This is a genomic window from Flavobacterium sp. 9R, assembly GCF_902506345.1.
GTDB lineage: Bacteria > Bacteroidota > Bacteroidia > Flavobacteriales > Flavobacteriaceae > Flavobacterium.
Genome location: NZ_LR733413.1, coordinates 21799 through 36723, shown reverse-complemented (window position 1 = coordinate 36723; position 14925 = coordinate 21799). Strand labels below are relative to the sequence as shown.

Genomic DNA, 14925 nt, shown 5'->3' with positions numbered 1-14925 from the left:
ATCATAAAAAACGAACACCTTCTAAACCTGACATTTATCATTGGCAGTCCAATAGGATTAAAATACTTTTACACGCCCTTTATAAAATGACATAACAAAAAAGGTAAAATGAAAGAACTCAAAGCAAAAATTGTTGCCCTAAAGAAAGAAAAAAATGCAGTCATTTTGGCGCATTATTATCAAGAACCAGACATACAAGATATTGCTGATTATGTTGGCGATAGCTTGGGTTTGTCACAAGAAGCGACCAAAGTTGATGCACCTATTATTCTTTTTGCAGGTGTTCATTTTATGGCCGAAACAGCCAAAATTCTCAATCCAAACAAGAAAGTAATTCTGCCCGACCTCAATGCAGGATGCTCCTTAGCCGATTCTTGTCCGCCGGATGAATTCAAAAAATTCAAAGAAGCACATCCAGATCACTTGGTCATTACTTATGTCAATTGCTCTGCCGAAGTCAAAGCGCTCACAGACATTGTGTGTACTTCAGCCAATGCATTAAAAATTGTAAATTCGGTACCCAAAGACACTCCAATTATTTTTGCGCCTGATAAAAACTTAGGCAAATACATTAGCAATGAAACCGGCAGAAAATTATTGCTTTGGGACGGCTCCTGTGCGGTTCACGAAGCTTTTTCGCTAGACAAGTTAGTAGCATTATACAAACAAAATCCAGATGCCGAAATCATTGCGCATCCAGAATCAGAAACACATATCCTAAAAACAGCCCATTACATTGGTTCCACTGCTGGAATGATTACTTATGTAAAAAACAGTCCAAACAATAAGTTTATTGTTGCCACCGAAGCAGGTATTTTGCATAAAATGCAACAAGAAGTACCGCATAAAATCTTGATTCCAGCTCCATCAGAAGAGGACAATACTTGTGCTTGCAGTGAATGTGCCTATATGAAAGTCAATACACTCCAAAAAGTGCACGATTGTTTGCTCAACGAAACCCCCGAAATCATCGTTCCTGAAGACATCAGAGAACGCGCTTTAGTACCTATAGAACGTATGCTTGAACTCTCCAAATAATGACACAAACCAACTATTTAATTATCGGTTCTGGTGTGGCAGGACTAACTTTTGCCCTAAAAATGGCCATTCGCTTTCCAGAAAAAAATATTACAATCGTTACCAAAGCCAATGCTGAAGAATCGAACACAAAATATGCTCAAGGAGGCATCGCTATTGTAACTAACAAAATAGAAGATTCGTACGAAAAACACATTCAGGATACCCTAATTTGTGGCGATGGCTTGTGCGACGAAACCGTGGTTCGAAAAGTCATCACTGAAGGTCCAAAACGATTGCAAGAATTAATCAATTGGGGAGCACAATTTGATAAAAACGCACAAGGCAATTTTGATTTGGGAAAAGAAGGTGGTCATTCACAAAGTCGAGTGGTACATCATAAAGACCAAACGGGTTTTGAAATTGAACGCGCTATCTTGCAACAAGTTTATTTAAAAGAAAACATCACGGTTCTTGACCATCACTTTGCTATCGATTTGATTGCAGAAGATAATTGTTGTTTGGGCGTCCAAGTTTTGAATCAAAAAGACAAAACTATTTTTCCTTGTTTTGCTGATTATACCTTGCTGGCCACTGGCGGTATAGGAAGTGTATACGGACATACCACCAATCCCATTATTGCAACTGGTGACGGAATCGCAATGGCAAACCGTATTCACGCCACTATCACCGAAATGGAGTTTATTCAATTTCATCCCACAGCTTTATTTCATAATGCATCAGGAACTCAATTTTTGATTTCTGAAGCTGTACGCGGTTTTGGTGCCTATCTACGTACCAAAAGCGGCCGTCGTTTTATGGAAGATTATGACGAAAGAAAAGAATTGGCTTCGAGAGATATTATTTCGCAGAGTATCGATTTTGAATTGAAAAAATCAGGAGATGCTTGTGTGTACCTAGATTGTACCCACTTGGATTTGGAAGCGTTTATCGCTCATTTCCCAATGATTTATAAACATTGCAAAAGCATTGGTATCGACATCACAAAAGACTGGATTCCTGTCGTACCTGCTCAACATTATCTTTGTGGCGGAATTGTAGTCGATGCTAATGGTAAGACTTCCGTAGAGCGCCTTTTTGCTTGCGGTGAATGCTCTAGAACGGGTTTGCACGGAGCCAATAGACTAGCTTCTAACTCCCTACTAGAGGCGTTGGTTTATTCCAATGCAATTTATGATTACCTTTCTGAAAACCCTGACCCAAAAGTAAGCAAAACACCCGTTTACTCCAAAATCTATAAAGACCGCTTGCCTTTGATTACCAATTCTATTTTGAGTCAAATAAAAAGTGAATTACAACTTTTGATGCGAAGCCACGCGGGAATCGTGAGAAACAATCACGATTTGAAGAAAGCCAAAAAACAGTTAAAACATTGGCTAAAAGAACTCCTAGAACTCGAACAAAATTATCAAGGGAATACCGCTTTTTATGAATTAAAAAATCTGATTACCATAGGAATCCTCATTGTACAGCATTCTATGTTACGAGAGGAAAATCGCGGTGGCTTTTTCAAAATCAAATACTTAAGACGCTAATTTTTTGTTAACATTAAACCTTTTTCTTTAAACTTCATCTTATCAGTATAAATCAAAAAAACGAAAGTAAGATGAAAAAAGTAATTATGGCTGCCTTATTGGTAGTAAGTTTAAGCAGTGTCGCACAGCAAAGAAGAGAAAGACCAAATCGTGACGAAATGGAAAAATTGACTCCAGAACAACGTCAGGAGAAACATTTAAACAAATTGACTACGGATTTAAATCTAAATGCCAAACAACAAGAAGAAGTAAAAAAATTATTGGCAGAGCAAAGCGCAAAAGCAGCTGATTTTAAAGCCAAAAGAGAAGCCAAAAAAGACGAGCAATTACTAGCTTCTGCTAAAGAAAGAAAAGAAATGGCTAAAAAAATGAAAGCCGAAAAAGAAGCAAATGATGCCAAAATGAAGTCGATTTTAACCCCTGAACAATACACCAAATGGGAAAACGACCGTGAAATTAGAAAAGAAAAAATGCTCGAGAAAAGAGAAGAAAGACGAAGACATAAAGGTGATTATTAATAAAAAAAGGGAGTTTCTACAGCAAGAAACTCCCTTTTTTGTTGTGCTACTATTTCTTAAAAAGTCTTCGATACTTTATCAATAGCTTGTATGGTGAAATCTAAATCTTCATAAGTTAACGCATCGGTAATAAACCACGTTTCATAAGCCGATGGTGCAATGTAAATTCCTTCTTGCAGCAAACCGTGGAAGAATTTTTTAAAGGTGGCATTGTCTCCTTTAGCAGCCGATTGAAAATCGACAACAGGCGCCGCATCAAAATGAACCGAAATCATAGAACCTACTCTATTGATGGTAAAAACCACACCATTTGCGGTAAGTACTTTACGAATTCCTGCTTCTAAATAAGAAGTTTTATCTTCCAATCGTTGAAATACTGCTCTGTCGTTATTTAAGGCTTCTAACATCGCCAATCCAGCCGCCATCGCTAACGGATTCCCAGATAATGTTCCAGCTTGATACACGGGACCTAGTGGCGCCAAGTAATTCATAATTTCTTCACGAGCAGCAAAAGCCCCTACTGGCAATCCGCCACCAATTACTTTTCCAAAACAAACGATATCCGCTTGAATGCCGTATAATTCTTGAACTCCACCTGCTGCCAAACGGAAGCCAGTCATTACCTCATCAAAAATCAATAATATTCCGTTAGCATAACACAACTCACGTAAGCCTTCTAAGAATCCGTTGAGTGGTGGTACACAACCCATATTTCCCGCAACGGGTTCTACAATAATGGCTGCAATTTCATTGGGATTGGCAGCAATCAAAGCGCTAACATTTTCTAAATCGTTGTAACGAGCCAACAAAGTATCTTTAGCCGTTCCTTCTGTTACTCCAGGACTATTAGGTACTCCAAAAGTACTTAAGCCACTACCCGCTGCAATCAAAAACGAATCGGAATGACCGTGATAGCAACCTGCAAACTTGATGATTTTATCTCTTTTGGTAAAGCCACGCGCCAAACGAATGGCACTCATACAAGCTTCTGTCCCCGAATTCACAAAACGAATTTTATCGATATTCGGCACCATAGCAACTGCCAAAGCAGCAATTTTAGTTTCCAATTCCGTAGGCATTCCAAAAGAGGTTCCTAATTTGGCACGTTCCGTTAGCGCATCCACAACGGGTTCGTAAGCGTGACCCAAAATCATAGGTCCCCAAGAATTAATGTAATCAATCAATCGGTTACCATCTTCATCATATAAATACGCTCCTTGCGCTCTTTTTACAAAAATTGGAGTACCACCCACGGCTTTAAAAGCTCGTACTGGCGAATTTACGCCTCCTGGAATTACTTTTTCCGCTTCAGCAAAAAGCTGACTGCTTCTTTGGTATATCATATTTTTACTATTTATAAAGTATTTTTAATTCTAAAATATCAGCTTTAACCAACGGCTATTTTACTTAACAATCAATTTTTGCCCAATTGAAATGGCGTTGTCTGTTAAGTTGTTTTTACGTTGTAAATCTTCGACCAAAACATTGAATTTTTTGGAAATGGAATACAACGTATCGCCCTTTTGGACTTCATACAACGTTCCATCACCGTTTACCCCTTGGTTGTCTACTCGACTCGAAACGGGATAATTTACCCCACTTTTTCCCAAAACCTGACTATCGTACTGATGTAAATCATAGCGTTCAATATAGGCTATCAGTTTTTCAGGATACAGCGGGTCGGTGGCGTATCCAGCGGCTCGCAATCCCATAGCCCAAGCCACATAATCTCCTTTCGCCAACGAAAAAAGAGAGGCATATCGTTTTTTGGTTGTCAAAAATTTAGAGTGGTCTTTATAAGAACCCGCAGGGTCTTCATATTTTCGGAAACATTCTTTTTCTGAATCATCATCTTGGTGTACAAATTCTCCTTCCCAATCATTATGACATTTGATACCAAAATGATTGTTGGAATTGACTGCTAGACTACTTTTCCCAGCACCCGATTCTAAAATTCCTTGTGCCAATATTATACTCGCAGGAATGCCAAAATTTTTCATATTGCTCATTGCAATTCCTTTGTATTGTTCTATGTACTGATTGACCACCTCTAATCTTTTAGTGGCAACACCATTAGCAGATGGCGTCTTAGTATAAACGACTGTTTTCTTAGCGGGAGTTGTGTTTTTTTTATGGGTTTGAGTAACCGGTTTAGTACTGTTACAGCTTACCAAAAACAGCAATACCATCAGGCAGAAAATTTGTTTCATCATAGTACTAAAATCGGTTTGTTTTGGTTTCTTAATTTGGCATTCATACCCGCAATTCCTTGGAGTCCACCGGTGTGAATCATCAGAATTTTGGATTTTGGTGGAAAATAGTTGCGCTGGATTAAATCCATAACGCCAAAAACCATTTTTCCAGTATAAATTGGGTCTAACGGAATACCCGTTTGTGCATAAAACCAATTCATCCATTCGATAAATTCGGTGGTTACTTTACCATAACCTCCAAAATGATAGTCGATTTGGAGCTCCCAATTTTTATTTTGGACAAAATTACGAATTTCATCTTGTAAAAAATCCCCTTTTAACGCTGGAAATCCCAAAACTTTTTGATGCGGCAAAGCACTGTTAATGAGTCCCGAAATGGTGCCTCCCGTTCCAACAGCGCTACAAACAAAATCAAAATCGGCATCTAGCTCGGTTAGGATTTCTTCACATCCTTTGACTGCCAAATCGTTGGTACCACCTTCGGGAACCAAATAAAAAGACCCGAATTGTGCTTTAAGTTCTTCAATAAAAGCAGCGTCTGTTTTATGACGATAGGCTTCACGGGTGACAAATTCAAAACGCATTCCGCATTCTTGAGCAAAAGACAAGGTAGGATTCTCCGAAATTTTATAACGTAATTCATCCCCTCGAATTATACCAATAGTTTCAAAACCTTGCTCTTTTCCGGCATACGCCACAGCAGCAATATGATTGGAAAAAGCGCCTCCAAAAGTGAGCAAAACCGACTGATTTTCGGCTTTGGCTTGGAGTACATTGTATTTTAGTTTTCGGAATTTATTGCCTGAGACAAAAGGATGAAGTAAATCCTCCCTTTTTATCTCAAGAGTAATTCCATTGGGCAATTCGTATGTTATTTCTTGATTCAAAGTGTATAGATTTTATAAAATTAACCGCAAGGTTCGCAAAGATTTACGCAAAGTTCACTAAGCTTTGCGGTCATTGCGCTTTCTTTGCGAACCTTGCGGTTAAATAGGCTTTTAATTTCTTTTTGTGTGCAAATAGTTTAAAAAACTAAAATATTTCCTCGTTTCAAGGTAACTCAAATTGGATTCGTTCGCATAAGCTTCGCGTTCAAAACTCAGGTTCCGATACGCCAAATTTTTATCTTTGTATTGATACCATCTCAGCAAAAACTCTAGGCTGTACCAAATAAAAAAAGGGACAATCAGCAATTCGAGTTGTTGACGCAAATGTATTTTTTCGTGATTGATGAAAATGCGATTTTCTTTGTAGCCTTCTTTTTTAACTAGCACAAACGGAAAAGCAGCGAGGCCGCTATATCCTTTTGGAATTAAATATTTAGCAACAATAAGAATCATTTCGCTTTAAAATTTATAGATTTGCAACTGTTGCAGCCTTTTATTTAAGGAAAACACCATTCGTTCTAGTAGCACGAACATCCCCAAAAAACAAGTCGCTTATGTTAGAGCAAAGTAATGAAAATAAATTAATCGAGGGTGAAGATTTTTACTTTACTCCCGAAGGCTATAAATGTTTTACCGAAAAGCATCACCTAAAAAGAGGTTATTGCTGCAAAAGCGGTTGCCGTCATTGTCCGTATGGCTATGATAAGAAAACGGGAGAATTTAAGAAGACAGAGGTAGGGAAATAGAATATAGAGAATAGAAAATAGAAGGCAGATTGAAGAAGGCAGAAATTAGTGGTCAGTGCTCAGTTTTTAGTGTTCAGATTTAGGGCGGTAAAAGCAGAAAGCACAAAAAACAAAAGATTCGCGATTTCAATGCAGCTACTACTCCCTTCTCGAAATCGAAGATTCAACGACTCCAAAAAAATAAAAAAGGGAGTTATAGGGGTCGGGGGTGTGTTTCTTTGGTGATGAAAGAAGAAAGCAAATTATATTAGACTTACCAAAGTTCACAAGTCTCGATGAAATGATTGAACTCAAAATATAAAAAAACGCTAAGAAATGGATGTCCTTTCTTTACAATACAGAATCAAAATATACAAGTCCTACCACCGGTCGGACATTAGGTATCCTTAGTCGGTTTTTAACCAACTAGAGGGTGACGATATACTGCCCAAGAAGTTTTGGAAGCAAAAAGTCCTTGGTCTACGGGTCGCGAGAGGGATAGGAACTGGCTACCGAAGTAGCGTGGATAGCCCGACCGCAATACCACAAGTGGCCGCATCACGACAACGCTGCATAGGCCACTTGGGGTATTGGGGTCTCGCCCAAATCTTACTAAAAAGTATCGCTATTATTTTATTTTCGATTGTAAAAACAAAAAAAAGATGACATTTAAAGAACAAATCCAACAAGGAATTCCTGATATATTACCACAACCTAAGCCTTATGATGCGGCCATAAATCACGCGCCGAAACGTAAAGAAATTTTGACGGCAGAAGAAAAAAAGTTGGCGTTGCGCAATGCGTTGCGTTATTTTGACCCGAAACATCATTCGGAATTAGTGCCTGAATTCTCGGAAGAATTAGAGCAATACGGTCGTATTTATATGTACCGTTTTCGTCCTGATTATAAAATGTACGCACGTCCGATTGACGAATATCCCGGGAAAAGCGAGCAAGCGAAAGCCATTATGTTGATGATTCAAAACAATTTGGATTATGCCGTAGCGCAGCATCCGCACGAGTTGATTACCTATGGCGGAAATGGCGCGGTGTTTCAAAATTGGGCACAATTCCTTTTGACGATGCAATACTTATCGGAAATGACCGATGAGCAAACGTTGACGATGTATTCTGGGCACCCGATGGGATTGTTTCCGTCGCATAAAGAGGCGCCGAGAGTGGTGGTGACCAATGGGATGGTGATTCCGAATTATTCTGCACCAGACGATTGGGAAAAAATGAATGCCTTGGGCGTTTCGCAATACGGACAAATGACGGCTGGAAGTTATATGTACATTGGTCCACAAGGTATTGTGCACGGCACGACCATCACGGTTTTGAATGGTTTTAGAAAAATTAAAAAGAATCCAAAAGGCGGTTTATTTGTGACTTCTGGATTGGGAGGAATGAGTGGCGCGCAACCCAAAGCGGGAAATATTGCGGGTTGTATCACCGTTTGCGCCGAAGTGAATCCAAAAATCACCCATATTCGTCACAGCCAAGGTTGGATTAATGAAGTGATTGAAGATTTAGATGCTTTAGTGCAACGTGTCGCCTTAGCAAAAACCAACAACGAAACCGTTTCTATTGCGTATTTAGGCAATATTGTAGACGTTTGGGAGCGTTTTGACCAAGAAAATATGCATATCGATTTGGGCTCTGACCAAACTTCTTTGCATAATCCGTGGGCTGGCGGGTATTATCCAGCGGGCATTTCGTTTGAGGAAGCCAATGAAATGATGGCCAACCAACCGGAACTTTTTAAAGAAAAAGTGCAAGAAACATTACGTCGTCACTCAGCGGCTATCAACAAACATACCGCAAAAGGCACGTATTTCTTTGATTACGGCAACGCCTTTTTACTAGAAGCCTCAAGAGCGGGAGCCGATGTTATGGCTGAAAATCCAACGCTTGGTAGAGAATTCAAATACCCTTCTTACGTACAAGATATTATGGGACCGATGTGTTTTGATTATGGTTTTGGTCCTTTCCGTTGGGTATGTACCTCAGGAAAACCAGAAGACTTGGCCAAAACAGATGCTATTGCTTGTGCCGTTTTAGAGAAAATGATTGAAACCTCCCCTATAGAAATCCAGCAACAAATGCAGGATAACATTCAGTGGATTAAAGGTGCTCAAGAAAATAAATTAGTGGTAGGTTCACAAGCGCGAATTTTATACGCCGATGCCGAAGGACGTACTAAAATCGCCGAAGCATTCAACCAAGCCATTGCCAAAGGCGAAATAGGTTATGTGGTTTTAGGTCGTGACCACCACGATGTTTCAGGAACCGATTCGCCTTACCGAGAAACTTCGAATATTTATGACGGTTCAAGATTTACCGCTGATATGGCCATTCATAATGTGATTGGTGATAGTTTCCGCGGCGCTACTTGGGTGTCTATTCACAACGGCGGCGGTGTTGGCTGGGGAGAAGTTATCAATGGCGGCTTTGGTATGGTTCTTGATGGTTCCAAAGAAGCTTCTAAACGTTTGGCATCAATGTTGTTTTGGGATGTCAACAACGGAATTTCTCGCAGAAGCTGGGCGCGTAACGAAGGAGCGATTTTTGCCATCAAACGCGCTATGGAAGTAGAACCTTTACTAAAAGTGACGCTTCCGAATGCTGTTGAAGACCATTTGCTATAATACAGGATTTCCTTTGAAATCTTCATAACAAATCCGTTTTTTGAAAGATACTGGTGGTTTTAAACTAACATTTTGATAGTTATAATCTAATGTTAAAAAAACTATCTTGAACTGAAAATAGATTATTTTGCAGTAGAAAGCGAGAATCATAATAGATAATAACTTAAACAATATCCATATGAAACCTATATCATTATTTGCCTTAGTGCTAGTTGTTTTTTTTAGTTCTTGTAGTTCCGTTAGAGTATATTCGGATTACGACAAAAATGTAGATTTTTCTCCTTACAAAACCTATGCGTATTATAAAGCGGGTATTGACAAAGTAGAGATTTCTGATTTGGACAAAAAACGTATTTTGAGAGCCATTGACCAACAAATGACTGCCAAAGGATTTACCAAAAGCGAAACACCTGATTTGTTAATCAATATTTTTACCAAATCCAGAGAGCAAGTTAGCGTAAACCAATTCAACGCTGGTTGGGGTTACGGCTGGGGTTGGGGCTGGAATCCTTGGATGATGGGTGGCAACCAAACCACCGTTTCCACCTCTACCGAAGGCACCTTGTTTATCGACCTCATCGATGCTAAAAAGAAAGAAATGATTTGGCAAGGTGAAGGTATTGGAACCTTAACTAAAAACACGGACAAAAAAGACGAAGTAGTTGCTGAATTTGTGGGGAAAATTTTAGCACAATATCCTCCAGTGAAAAAATAAATAGTGGTGAACACCATAATTGTTTATATTTGCGGTATCCCATTTTTATATGAAAAACAATAACACAATTATTAGCAGCATTTTAATTATCATTCGATGAGAATGTGAGGCGCTGTATAGTATTAACAATAACAATATAGAACCTCCCAATTGGGAGGTTTTTTTTTAGATTATGACACAAAACACTAATATTATTAACATCATTATTATTCGTCTTTGTTGACGAGTTAGGATGTTATGCATAAGTATGAAACCTTTCTCGTCACTTGAGAAAGGTTTTTTTTTGAATAAAAATGAACCACAATAACAATGAAAGAAAAAATAACCCTTACGCTGTTTTGCGAAAAAGAAGCCACGCTAATCAGTAAAATTGTCTTGATATTCACTCGGAAAAAGCTACAAATCGACCATTTTTGGGTTGACATTTGTGAGCACACTTCACTATACAAAATCAGGATTGACTATTGGAATGACGAAACGAATAGCAAAACCATAGTGGCTATTTTGGAACGAATCATCGAGGTTTTTTGTTGTTACACCCAAAATGAAAATGAACTAGAAACCCATCAAATTATACTTTTCAAAATTCCAACCATAGACAGAGAACAAATCACACACTATCCTATTTCCTTTTTATTTCAAGAAAAAGAGCATTGGATTTGTTGTGGTAAAATTATCAATGAGCACTTTTACGCGCTACAAAGCACCCTCAAAAAATCAACATTACAATTCAATTAAAAACAAATAAAATGAACTTATTTCAATCCATACAACAAGCACAACAAGAATTAGCCAACGTAGTTCCAACTACTCCTTTAACTGAAAACTTCAATCTTTCAGAAGAATTTGGAGCTACTATTTTACTTAAAAGAGAAGACCTTCAAGTGGTGCGTTCTTATAAAATTAGAGGCGCATACAACAAAATAAAATCCTTAAACGAAAGCGAAAAAACAAATGGCATTGTGTGCGCCAGCGCTGGCAATCACGCACAAGGGGTGGCGTACTCTTGCCATCTTTTGCAAATACAAGGCAAAATCTATATGCCCAAAACCACGCCCAATCAAAAGGTAAAACAAGTACAACTCTTTGGCAAAAAATGGGTCGAAATTGTTTTAACAGGTGACACCTTTGATGATGCCTATGCCAAAGCTGTTGCCGACGCCAAGGACAACCAAAAAGCATTTATCCATCCCTTTGACGACGAGAAAGTCATTGCAGGACAAGGTACCGTAGGACTCGAAATTGTTGAACAATACCAACAACCCATCGATTATGTTTTTGTTCCCATAGGAGGTGGCGGTTTAGCTTCTGGCCTATCCACCGTTTTTAAACACCTTAGCCCAAATACCAAAATCATTGGTGTTGAACCGCAAGGTGCCCCTTCGATGAAAACATCGATTGCCAATCAAGCCAATACACCTTTAGACACTATAGACAAATTTGTAGATGGAGCCGCCGTAAAACAAGTGGGCGACCAAACCTTCGCCATTTGTCAAAAAAACCTAGACGATATCGTCCTTGTTCCCGAAGGAAAAGTGTGCACCACTATCTTGCGTTTGTACAACGAAGAAGCGATGGTCGTAGAACCCGCAGGCGCTTTGACCATTGCAGCGTTGGATTTTTATAAAGACCAAATCAAAGGTAAAACTGTGGTTTGCGTGGTAAGCGGCAGCAATAACGATATTGAACGCACCGCCGAAATCAAAGAACGCTCATTACTTTACGAAGGATTAATGCATTATTTTATGATACAATTTCCGCAGCGTCCTGGAGCATTGAAAGAATTTGTCAATACCATTTTAGGACCAGACGATGACATCACCTATTTCCAATTTGCTAAAAAGAACAGTCGAGAAGTAGGCTCTGTGGTAGTAGGTTTAGAAGTGAAAAATCCAAACGACATTGTAGCCATCAAAGACAATATGAAAAAAATGGGATTTGTGTACCAATACCTCAACGAAAAACAGGATTTATTCACCCAACTCATTGGTTAAAAGAAACTAAAAAAACAAGCTCCTTTTCCAGTAAAAAAGTACCTTTGAAACCAAATTTTTAAACAGTTATGACTCCTACTCAAGACATACAAGACCTAAACGACATCAAAAAAATGGTCGATACCTTCTATACCAATGTGCGCCAAGACGAGGCCATTGGCCCCGTTTTCAACGAAAAAATAGGCGAACGCTGGCCAGAACATCTCGAGAAAATGTACCGCTTTTGGCAAACGATTTTACTCGAAGTTCACACCTATTCGGGAAGTCCGTTTCCGCCACACAAACAATTGCCCGTAGACAAAACCCATTTCGACCGCTGGATGGCGATTTTCACCACCACAATCGACGGTTTGTTTGCAGGCCCACTAGCCGATGAAGCGAAACTGAGAGCCAAAAATATGGCCGAAATGTTCAACTATAAGATTGAGTATTTTAGGAAAGCCGAAAGAGAGCAATTGAAATAAAAGATAACTATCCAACAATGACAAACGGACAAAACGGATTCTAACAGCAAAAAATCCGTTTAAATCTGTGTCATCCGCGTGCCATTTTCAAAAGGAGTATAGCCAATACATAAAATTAGCCCTACAATCAGGAGCGAAACAAAAGGCAGTATCAGCCAGTATGGGTTCCCGCCATCCGCTACAATCTTTGGTACCGAACCCCGGCACCAAAGGATTTCCGCTACTGTCGGGGCTAAAGGACTTTCATTGGGACTATTTTTAAAAAGTAAACCATTGTTAAAATCCTATAAAAACACTTGGTTTACTAAAAATACCCAATAAAAACCTGAAAATAATCATTCGAAATTGTATTTTTACAAAAAACTATACCGATTTCGATATGAATGCAAAAATAGAAAGTAATCCCCTAATCGAGCGATTACCGAAACATTTGAAACAGTTTATCAAACCTCAAGATTACGAAGACTACACGCCCATCAACCAAGCCGTTTGGCGCTATGTGATGCGTAAAAACGTGGACTACCTATCCAAGGTCGCCCACAGTTCCTACCTTGAAGGGTTAAAGAAAACAGGCATAGAAATAGACTCCATTCCGAGTATGTACGGTATGAATCGCATATTGTCCGAAATTGGATGGGCTGCCGTTGCCGTAGATGGTTTTATTCCACCCAACGCTTTTATGGAATTCCAAGCCTATAATGTGTTGGTGATTGCCTCAGATATTCGTCAATTAGAACATATCGAATACACTCCTGCTCCAGATATCATTCACGAAGGTGCTGGACACGCTCCTATTATTGCCAATCCAGAATATGCCGAATACTTGCGTCGTTTTGGTGAAATTGGTTGCAAAGCCATCTCTTCGCATAAGGATTACGAAATGTATGAAGCCATTCGTTTGCTTTCGATTCTAAAAGAAGCCGAGGGAACCCCACAAAGCGAAATAGAAGCCGCAGAAAAAGCAGTAGAAGATTTGCAAAACAATATGGGTGAGCTATCAGAAATGGCACAAATCCGAAACTTACATTGGTGGACCGTGGAGTACGGTTTAATTGGCACATTAGAAAATCCAAAAATATACGGCGCCGGCTTACTTTCCTCCATTGGAGAAAGCGCTTGGTGCATGACCGATAACGTCAAAAAAATACCCTACACGTTTAGCGCAGCACAACAAAGTTTTGATATTACCAAAGTGCAACCGCAACTCTATGTAACTCCTGATTTCGCTTACTTGAGCTTAATTCTAGAAGAATTTGCCAACACGATGGCTTTGAGAACAGGTGGTTTATCTGGCATTAAAAAACTCATCGATTCCAAAGCTTTGGGAACTGTGGAATTGAGTACTGGTTTACAAATCTCGGGTGTTTTTACCAACGTGATTGAATATGAAGGTAAACCGATTTACCTACAAACCACTGGAAAAACAGCCTTGGCTAATCGTGAAAAAGAATTAGTAGGACATGGAACTGCTGCTCACTTAGAAGGTTTTGGTAGCCCCATTGGCAAACTCAAAGGCATCAACCTCGCTATTGAAGATATGAGTCCACGTGACTTAAAAGCATACGACATTTACGAAGGCGAAACCGCCACTTTGGAGTTTGAAGGTAACATCAAAGTAGTTGGCGAAATCATAACTGGGAAACGAAATCTCCACGGCGAAATCATCCTAATTTCTTTCAAAAACTGTACGGTTACCCACGGTGAAACAGTTCTTTTTCAACCAGAATGGGGAACTTATGATATGGCGGTGGGTAAGAAATTAGTTTCGGCTTTTTCTGGACCTGCAGATGTGAATAGTTTTGATTTGATTGCTCACGTACCGAGCAGCAAAACCATCAAAGCTTCAACCTCAGAAGAAAGAGATGCCTTAGAAGTATTGTATCATACCGTTCGAAATATCCGTGAGACAAAAGACACGACGACCTCATTGGCTCCCATTTTTGAAAAATTAAAACAAGAACATCCTAATGATTGGTTGCTTTCTGTAGAATTGGCAGAACTTTTAAAAGAAAGAAACGAAACGCAATTACTTACCGAGATTCTTTCTCATTTAGAAAATCTTAAAAAACAGCGTCCTGAGGTTGCCCAATTAATTTCAAATGGTTTAGAATTGATTTTTGAAAAAGAGGAAACTGTTCACTAAAATTTACAAACACAGATTGTGTAGATTCCCGTTTAACTGCTACTT

At 39.1% G+C, this 14925-nt stretch carries 14 protein-coding genes; 10 read left to right on the top strand and 4 right to left on the bottom strand.

What is annotated here, in order from left to right; all coding sequences use genetic code 11:
* The first annotated feature begins 108 nt into the window (after positions 1–108).
* The 3 genes from nadA (at position 109) to FLAVO9AF_RS00170 (ending at position 3091) form a co-directional block, all read left to right on the top strand.
* Positions 109–1038, top strand: coding sequence for a quinolinate synthase NadA (nadA, locus tag FLAVO9AF_RS00180; RefSeq protein WP_159682257.1), 930 nt, complete (start codon positions 109–111; stop codon positions 1036–1038).
* Entirely contained in the window at positions 1038–2573 is a 1536-nt protein-coding gene (nadB, locus tag FLAVO9AF_RS00175; protein WP_159682255.1) for an L-aspartate oxidase, read from the top strand. Before nadA ends, nadB begins: the two co-directional genes overlap by 1 nt.
* 71 nt (positions 2574–2644) lie before the next feature.
* A complete protein-coding gene (locus FLAVO9AF_RS00170) occupies positions 2645–3091 on the top strand; it encodes a hypothetical protein (protein ID WP_159682253.1) in 447 nt (148 codons plus the stop codon).
* A 56-nt stretch (positions 3092–3147) separates the two neighbouring features.
* On the opposite strand, the gene hemL is transcribed toward FLAVO9AF_RS00170, so the two are convergent.
* The 4 genes from hemL to FLAVO9AF_RS00150 all read right to left on the bottom strand — a co-directional run bounded on the left by hemL (position 3148) and on the right by FLAVO9AF_RS00150 (position 6644).
* Complete coding sequence (hemL, locus tag FLAVO9AF_RS00165; protein ID WP_159682250.1) at positions 3148–4434, bottom strand: glutamate-1-semialdehyde 2,1-aminomutase; 1287 nt, start codon at positions 4432–4434, stop codon at positions 3148–3150.
* Positions 4435–4494: 60 nt separating this feature from the next.
* Positions 4495–5304, bottom strand: a complete 810-nt coding sequence (locus FLAVO9AF_RS00160; RefSeq protein ID WP_159682248.1) for a glucosaminidase domain-containing protein — start codon at positions 5302–5304, stop codon at positions 4495–4497.
* Complete coding sequence (locus FLAVO9AF_RS00155) at positions 5301–6191, bottom strand: 1-aminocyclopropane-1-carboxylate deaminase/D-cysteine desulfhydrase (protein WP_159682245.1); 891 nt, start codon at positions 6189–6191, stop codon at positions 5301–5303. Before FLAVO9AF_RS00155 ends, FLAVO9AF_RS00160 begins: the two co-directional genes overlap by 4 nt.
* A 111-nt stretch (positions 6192–6302) precedes the next feature.
* Entirely contained in the window at positions 6303–6644 is a 342-nt protein-coding gene (locus FLAVO9AF_RS00150; RefSeq protein ID WP_159682243.1) for a hypothetical protein, read from the bottom strand.
* 101 nt (positions 6645–6745) lie between these two features.
* On the opposite strand from FLAVO9AF_RS00150, the gene FLAVO9AF_RS00145 reads away from it, so the two are divergent.
* The 7 genes from FLAVO9AF_RS00145 to FLAVO9AF_RS00115 all read left to right on the top strand — a co-directional run bounded on the left by FLAVO9AF_RS00145 (position 6746) and on the right by FLAVO9AF_RS00115 (position 14880).
* Positions 6746–6937: a DUF5522 domain-containing protein gene (locus FLAVO9AF_RS00145; RefSeq protein ID WP_159682240.1), complete on the top strand. Its 192-nt coding sequence runs from the start codon at positions 6746–6748 to the stop codon at positions 6935–6937.
* Positions 6938–7578: 641 nt separating this feature from the next.
* Entirely contained in the window at positions 7579–9564 is a 1986-nt protein-coding gene (locus tag FLAVO9AF_RS00140; RefSeq protein ID WP_159682238.1) for a urocanate hydratase, read from the top strand.
* Between the two features lie 178 nt (positions 9565–9742).
* Positions 9743–10279, top strand: a complete 537-nt coding sequence (locus tag FLAVO9AF_RS00135) for a DUF4136 domain-containing protein (RefSeq protein ID WP_159682236.1) — start codon at positions 9743–9745, stop codon at positions 10277–10279.
* Between the two features lie 309 nt (positions 10280–10588).
* The gene (locus FLAVO9AF_RS00130) at positions 10589–11017 is read left to right on the top strand and encodes a hypothetical protein (RefSeq protein ID WP_159682234.1); all 429 of its coding nucleotides are present in this window, start codon (positions 10589–10591) and stop codon (positions 11015–11017) included.
* A gap of 11 nt (positions 11018–11028) precedes the next feature.
* Positions 11029–12273 (top strand): threonine ammonia-lyase IlvA, encoded by a 1245-nt coding sequence (gene ilvA, locus FLAVO9AF_RS00125; protein ID WP_159682232.1) that lies wholly within the window; start codon positions 11029–11031, stop codon positions 12271–12273.
* 68 nt (positions 12274–12341) lie between these two features.
* On the top strand, positions 12342–12737 hold the full coding sequence (locus tag FLAVO9AF_RS00120) for a group III truncated hemoglobin (protein ID WP_159682230.1): 396 nt from the start codon (positions 12342–12344) through the stop codon (positions 12735–12737).
* Between the two features lie 379 nt (positions 12738–13116).
* Entirely contained in the window at positions 13117–14880 is a 1764-nt protein-coding gene (locus FLAVO9AF_RS00115; protein WP_159682228.1) for an aromatic amino acid hydroxylase, read from the top strand.
* Positions 14881–14925 lie beyond the last annotated feature (45 nt).

Coding starts and splice junctions, on each gene's coding strand:
- FLAVO9AF_RS00115 (WP_159682228.1), top strand. CDS start 13,117: ATGAATGCAAAAATAGAAAGTAATCCCCTAATCGAGCGATTACCGAAA.
- FLAVO9AF_RS00145 (WP_159682240.1), top strand. CDS start 6,746: ATGTTAGAGCAAAGTAATGAAAATAAATTAATCGAGGGTGAAGATTTT.
- FLAVO9AF_RS00170 (WP_159682253.1), top strand. CDS start 2,645: ATGAAAAAAGTAATTATGGCTGCCTTATTGGTAGTAAGTTTAAGCAGT.
- FLAVO9AF_RS00120 (WP_159682230.1), top strand. CDS start 12,342: ATGACTCCTACTCAAGACATACAAGACCTAAACGACATCAAAAAAATG.
- nadA (WP_159682257.1), top strand. CDS start 109: ATGAAAGAACTCAAAGCAAAAATTGTTGCCCTAAAGAAAGAAAAAAAT.
- ilvA (WP_159682232.1), top strand. CDS start 11,029: ATGAACTTATTTCAATCCATACAACAAGCACAACAAGAATTAGCCAAC.
- FLAVO9AF_RS00150 (WP_159682243.1), bottom strand. CDS start 6,644: ATGATTCTTATTGTTGCTAAATATTTAATTCCAAAAGGATATAGCGGC.
- nadB (WP_159682255.1), top strand. CDS start 1,038: ATGACACAAACCAACTATTTAATTATCGGTTCTGGTGTGGCAGGACTA.
- hemL (WP_159682250.1), bottom strand. CDS start 4,434: ATGATATACCAAAGAAGCAGTCAGCTTTTTGCTGAAGCGGAAAAAGTA.
- FLAVO9AF_RS00160 (WP_159682248.1), bottom strand. CDS start 5,304: ATGATGAAACAAATTTTCTGCCTGATGGTATTGCTGTTTTTGGTAAGC.
- FLAVO9AF_RS00130 (WP_159682234.1), top strand. CDS start 10,589: ATGAAAGAAAAAATAACCCTTACGCTGTTTTGCGAAAAAGAAGCCACG.
- FLAVO9AF_RS00140 (WP_159682238.1), top strand. CDS start 7,579: ATGACATTTAAAGAACAAATCCAACAAGGAATTCCTGATATATTACCA.
- FLAVO9AF_RS00135 (WP_159682236.1), top strand. CDS start 9,743: ATGAAACCTATATCATTATTTGCCTTAGTGCTAGTTGTTTTTTTTAGT.